The sequence below is a fragment of the Nigerium sp. genome (assembly GCF_039811905.1).
GTDB lineage: Bacteria > Actinomycetota > Actinomycetes > Propionibacteriales > Propionibacteriaceae > Propioniciclava.
In genome coordinates this window covers 1-5,317 of sequence record NZ_JBDHZL010000147.1, presented here as the reverse complement: position 1 = coordinate 5,317, position 5,317 = coordinate 1, and the positions used below count along the sequence as shown (strand labels likewise).

Genomic DNA, 5,317 nt, shown 5'->3' with positions numbered 1-5,317 from the left:
AGCAGGCTGCGGCTGAGGACGCCGGCGGCGTCGGAGACGCGATCGGGCAACGCGGTGGCCCCGCTGACCGACCCCCGGGCCGATCCGCCGGTCCAGATCGACACCGGCGGGTGGATCGAGGCGAGCCGGTCGATCACCTCCTGCGCCGGGCCGGCCTCGCCGGGCGAGGTCACCCCGATGACGGCGACGCGCGCCCGCAGGCTGACCACGGCGGCGCCCCAGGCGTCCGCGGGCGTGTCGGACCCGAGGTAGACGACGCCCACGCCCAGCCGGCGCAGGCACGTGGCGAAGCAGAACAGCGCGAGCTCGTGCCGGGCGCCCGCGGGCAGGCCGACGAGCACCGGGGCCGCGGGCGCCTGCGTCGGGGCCGCCTCGTAGACGCGCCCGATCGCCCGCATGAGAGCGGCGCTGACGACGTGTTCCTGGGCGATGGTGAGCTCACCGCACTGCCAGGCGTCCCCGAGCCGAACGAGTTGCGGCAGCAGCCAATCGTCAGCGACCTGCTCGAAGGGCGCTCGCGCGAAGGCGTGGGCGATGACGGCGTCCAGGCGCAAGAGATCAAGGCCGGCGGTGGCGCCGACCAGGTCATCACCCGCCTCGCCCGCGTTCGACGGATCGAGGCTGGACGAGGCGTCCGACAGCCCGGAAACGACGACGGCGGACGCGGCGCGCGAGGCCGGGACGCCGGCCGCGACCAGCGCGGCCATCTCGCGGAGGAGGTGCACCTGGGCGTCGTCGTAGAGGCGGTACCCGGACGCCGTCCGCGCCGGGGTCACCAGCCGGTAGCGTCGCTCCCAGACCCGCAGCGTCGCCTCGCTGACCCCGGTGAGCGCGGCCGCCTGCTTGACGGTGTACACGATGCCTCCCCGCTCGACTGCGTGGCTCACGGTAGCGCCCCTTCGTCGCAGGCTCGGCGCGGTGCGGCGTCCTTGTCCACCTTCGCAGCGTAAAGGCGGGCGAGACCTTCGACAAACCTTGGACAACCAAGCTCCGGGGGTGCCGCCGTGCCGCGGAGACGCCCGGCCCCGCCCACCCCGACGAGCCGTTGCTTCTCCGCGGCACGGCACGTAAGGTCGACTCAACCTTAGACAAACATTGGACACGTGATGCCGCGCACCTCCCCCCATCCGTTCGCCACGAGCGACGACGTCGTCCTGCTGGACTCGAGCGGGCGTCCCATCGGCCGCGCCGACCGGCTCACCGTCCACGATCGCGACACCCCGCTGCACCTGGCGTTCTCCACGTACCTGTTCAACGCCCGCGGCGAGGTGCTGCTCACGCGCCGGGCCCTGGCCAAGAAGACCTGGCCGGGCGTCTGGACGAACTCCTGCTGCGGGCATCCCCGCCCCGGCGAGGCGCTCGAGGACGCCGCCCGCCGCCGGATCCGCGAGGAACTCGGCCTCCATGTCGGCCCGCTGACGCCGCTGCTGCCCGACTTCGCGTACCGGGCCACGGATGCGTCCGGGGTGGTCGAGAACGAGGTCTGCCCGGTCTTCGGGGGGTTCGTGACCGACGACGACCCGACCCCGGACGCCGACGAGGTCGCCGAATGGGCCTGGGTGCGCTGGGACGACCTCGCGGCCGCCGTCGCCGCCACCCCGCAGGTCTACAGCCCGTGGTCGATCCTGCAGGTCCCCCAGATCGACGCGGCCTTCGCCGGCTCCCCCTGCCCGGCGGACGCCGTCGCCAGCGACCCCGCCGAGGCGATCCGCGCCGTCGACGCGCTGCTCGCCGACGCGCTCGCCGAGCTGGGGGACGCGTGGGCCGGTCACGTCGGGCCGGTGGGGTTGGACGTTCTTCCCGATGACCTTCCGGGCTGGCTTGGCGGCCTCCTTCTGGGCCGCGGCAAGCGCTTGCGCGTGACGATGGCCCACTGGGGCTACGTGGCGGCCGGGGGCGCGCCCGGGGCGGCGGGCTATCGGCGGATGATCCGCGCGGCCGCCGCTCTGGAGACGCTGCACCTGTTCGCGCTGGTCCACGACGACGTCATGGACGCCTCGACGACGCGCCGCGGGCGTCCGTCGGCGCACGTGGAGGCGTCCGGCTGGCACCGGGCGGCCGGCGCCGACGGCGACCCGGACGCCTTCGGGGTGAACCTCGCCATCCTGCTCGGCGACCTCGCGCACACCGTCGCCGACCGCCTCGTCGACGGTCTGCCGCCCGCGCTGCGGGACGCCTGGTACGCGCTCTGCGTCGAGCTGATCGCGGGCCAGCGCGCCGATCTCACCGGGGCGGCGGCCGGCCGCCGGGACGCCCGCCACGCCGAGGGCGTCGCGCGGCTGAAGTCGGGGAGGTACTCGATCGTCCGGCCGCTGCAGCTCGGCGCGGTCGCCGCGGGCGCCCCGCCCGAACTCGTCGCGGGGCTGCTGGCGAGCGGCGACCGCATCGGCCGCGCGTTCGCCCTCCGGGACGATCTACTCGGCGTCTGGGGCGACCCCACGACCACCGGGAAGCCCGCCGGCGACGACCTGCTGGAGGGCAAGCCCACCGAGCTGCTCGCGCTCGCCCGCGACCGCCTCGCCGGCCCGGACGCCGCCCTCCTCGACCGGGTCGGCACGTCGTCGTTCGCCCGCGAGGACGTCCCGCGCCTCGCCGACGCGATGCGCCGGGCCGGCGTCGAGGCCGAGGTGGAGCGCATGATCGCCGCGGCCGTCCGGGACGCCGAGGCCGGCCTGGCCGCCCTGCCGCTCACCCCCCGCGGCACCGCCGGCATCATGGACGCTGCCCGCGCGGCCGCCTGGCGGGAGGCCTGATGGGGGCGGCGCGACCGGATCACGTGGTCGTCGTCGGGGCCGGGCTATCCGGGCTGGCGGCATCCCTGCACCTGCTGGGCGACGGGTACCGCGTGACCCTCGTGGAACGCGAGTCCGTGCCGGGCGGGCGCAACGGCACGCTCGTCCAAGACGGGTTCCGGTTCGACACCGGCCCGGTCGTCTTCACGATGCCCGGCCTGCTCGAGGACGCCTTCGCCGCCGTCGGCAGGGCGGCGTCCGACTACGTGGACCTGCGGCTGCTGGACCCGGGCTACCACGCCCACTTCGCGGACGGCTCGCGGCTGCTGATCCGGCCCGGGCACGAGGCGATGCGCGCGGAGATCGCGCGCGCGTGCTCGGAGAAGGACGCCGCCGCGTTCGACCGCTTCGTCGGCTGGCTGCGCGAGCTGAACGACGTCGAGGTGCCCTTCTTCATCGACGTGAACTACGACTCGCCGCTCGACCTGCTGCGCCACCCGGGAGCGATGCTGCGGCTGCTGCGGCTGCGCGGCTTCGGACGCCTCGGCCCCGAGATCGCGCGCTGGTTCGACGACGAGCGGCTCCATCGGGCGTTCAGCTTTCAGGCGCTGTACGCCGGGCTCGACCCGGCGAAGGCGCTCGCGCTGTACGCGGTGATCGCGTACATGGACTCGGTGGAGGGCGTCCGGTTCCCCGTCGGCGGCATGCACGCGGTGCCGCGGGCGATGGCGACGGCGGCGTCCGAGGCGGGGGCGGAGATCCGCTACGACAGCGAGGTGACGCGCGTCGCGCGCCACCCGGACGGGTCGGCGTCCGGGGTGCTGTTGGCGTCCGGGGAACTGATCGAGGCGGACGCCGTCGTCGTGACCGCGGACCTGCCCGTCGCCTACGCGCGGCTGCTGCCGGGCGTCCGGCCGCCACGGACGGCCCGGCGCGGGACGTTCTCGCCGTCGGCGGTGGTCTGGCACGTGGGCGTCCGGGGTGAGCTGCCCGAGGGGGCCGGGCACCACAACATCCACTTCGGGCGGGCCTGGGAGGACGCCTTCGCCGACCTCATCGACCGGGGCCGGCCGATGGCGGACCCGTCGCGATTCGTCGCGGTGCCGTCGCTCGACGACCCGGACGCCGCCCCCGCCGGCTGCCACACCCTCTACGTGCTGGAGCCGGTGCCGAATCTCGATGCGGGGCGCCTCGACTGGGCCGCCGAGGGGCCGCGCGTGCGGGAGCGGATGCTGACGTTCCTGCGCGAGCACGGCTACCCGACCGACATCGTGACCGAGCGCCTCGTCACGCCCGACGACTGGGCGGCCCAGGGCATGGCCGCCGGGACGCCGTTCGCGCTGGCGCACACGTTCGCCCAGACGGGGCCGTTCCGTCCGCGGAACGTCGACCGCCGCGTCCCGGGCCTGGTGTTCGCCGGGTCGGGGACGACCCCCGGGGTCGGGATCCCGATGGTGCTGATCTCGGGCAAGCTGGCCGCCGAGCGCGTCCGGGAGGGGGCCGGGCGGCGGGCGTCCGCGCGAGCGCACCGGCGTCCGAGCGGGGAGGCGCGATGACCGGCCTGCTCGCGTCCGGACGCCGCCGCTGCGCCGAACTCACCCGGCGCCACGGCACGACGTACTACCGGGGCGCGCTGCTGCTGCCGCCCGACCAGCGCCGCGACGTCTACGCGGTCTACGCGCTGTGCCGGCTGGCCGACGACCTCGTCGACGAGCCGGACATGGTCGACCTCGCGGTCCCCCGCCTCGGGACGCCCGCCCAGCGGCTGGCGGCCTTCCGGGAGTGGTTCTTCGAAGCCCTGGAGGCCGGCGAGGCCGACGAGCCGGTGATGGACGCCATCGTCGAGAGCATCAGGAGGCGAGGGACGGACCCGGACTGCTTCCACAGGTTCTTCGACGCGATGGAGCTCGACCTGTCGCGCACCACGTGGGCGTCCTGGCCGGAGTTGCGGGACGGATACATGGAGGGGTCCGCGGCCGTGATCGGCGAGATGATGCTGCCGGTGCTGGAGCCGCTGAGCCCCGAGGCGAAGGGGCCTGCTCGAGCGCTGGGGCTGGCGTTCCAGCTCACGAACTTCCTGCGGGACGTCGGCGAGGATCTCGACCGCGGCCGCGTCTACCTGCCCCAGGACGACCTCGCCCGCCACGGCGCCGACCCGTGGCTACGCCGCGTGACGCCGGCCTGGCAAGCGATGATGCGGGAGCAGGTGCTCCGAAACCGGCAGCTGTACGTGGAGGCGGAGGCCGGGCTCGCGATGCTGCCGCGGGCGTCCCGGCGGTGCGTGGGGACCGCGCTGATCCTGTACCGGCGCATCCTCGACCGCATCGAGGACGCCGGCTACGACGTCTTCTCCGGACGCATCCGCGTCCCGGACGCCGAAAAGCTCGCCCTCGCCGCGCGGGCGCGGCTGGTCGGGCTCTCCCGGGGGTGACCGGCGGGTCAGGCGCCGGACCCGCATGATCGAGGCCATGTTCGCGATGGGCGGTCACCTCGCAGACGCTCACCGCACCTCGACGACGAAAACCGACGTTGCGCGTGCTGTGGCACGCGCGAGGTCGGTTTTCGTCGTCGAGGTGGGGTTGTCG

Annotated in this window: 4 protein-coding genes and 1 pseudogene; 4 read left to right on the top strand and 1 reads right to left on the bottom strand. The window is 74.8% G+C overall.

Annotation, left to right across the window (positions count from 1 at the left end; translation table 11 throughout):
* Positions 1 to 887: MerR family transcriptional regulator (locus tag WMJ97_RS14330; RefSeq protein WP_347349684.1), on the bottom strand; the 887-nt coding region annotated here is incomplete at its 3' end.
* Between the two features lie 219 nt (positions 888 to 1,106).
* Between WMJ97_RS14330 and idi the strand changes: the two are divergent.
* From idi to WMJ97_RS14310, 4 genes and pseudogenes are all read left to right on the top strand, one after another.
* Positions 1,107 to 1,634, top strand: a pseudogene (idi, locus tag WMJ97_RS14325) (isopentenyl-diphosphate Delta-isomerase); the annotation flags it as partial.
* Between the two features lie 147 nt (positions 1,635 to 1,781).
* Positions 1,782 to 2,753 carry a polyprenyl synthetase family protein gene (locus WMJ97_RS14320; protein ID WP_347349685.1) on the top strand — a complete coding sequence of 324 codons (972 nt, stop codon included), beginning with the start codon at positions 1,782 to 1,784 and terminating at the stop codon, positions 2,751 to 2,753.
* Positions 2,753 to 4,288: a phytoene desaturase family protein gene (crtI, locus tag WMJ97_RS14315; protein WP_347349683.1), complete on the top strand. Its 1,536-nt coding sequence runs from the start codon at positions 2,753 to 2,755 to the stop codon at positions 4,286 to 4,288. Before WMJ97_RS14320 ends, crtI begins: the two co-directional genes overlap by 1 nt.
* A complete protein-coding gene (locus tag WMJ97_RS14310; protein ID WP_347349682.1) occupies positions 4,285 to 5,163 on the top strand; it encodes a phytoene/squalene synthase family protein in 879 nt (292 codons plus the stop codon). The genes crtI and WMJ97_RS14310 overlap by 4 nt, the downstream gene beginning before the upstream one ends.
* Positions 5,164 to 5,317 lie beyond the last annotated feature (154 nt).

What these genes read in the sequence shown, in the direction of transcription:
- WMJ97_RS14310 (WP_347349682.1), top strand. Translation starts at nt 4,285, where the DNA reads ATGACCGGCCTGCTCGCGTCCGGACGCCGCCGCTGCGCCGAACTCACC.
- crtI (WP_347349683.1), top strand. Translation starts at nt 2,753, where the DNA reads ATGGGGGCGGCGCGACCGGATCACGTGGTCGTCGTCGGGGCCGGGCTA.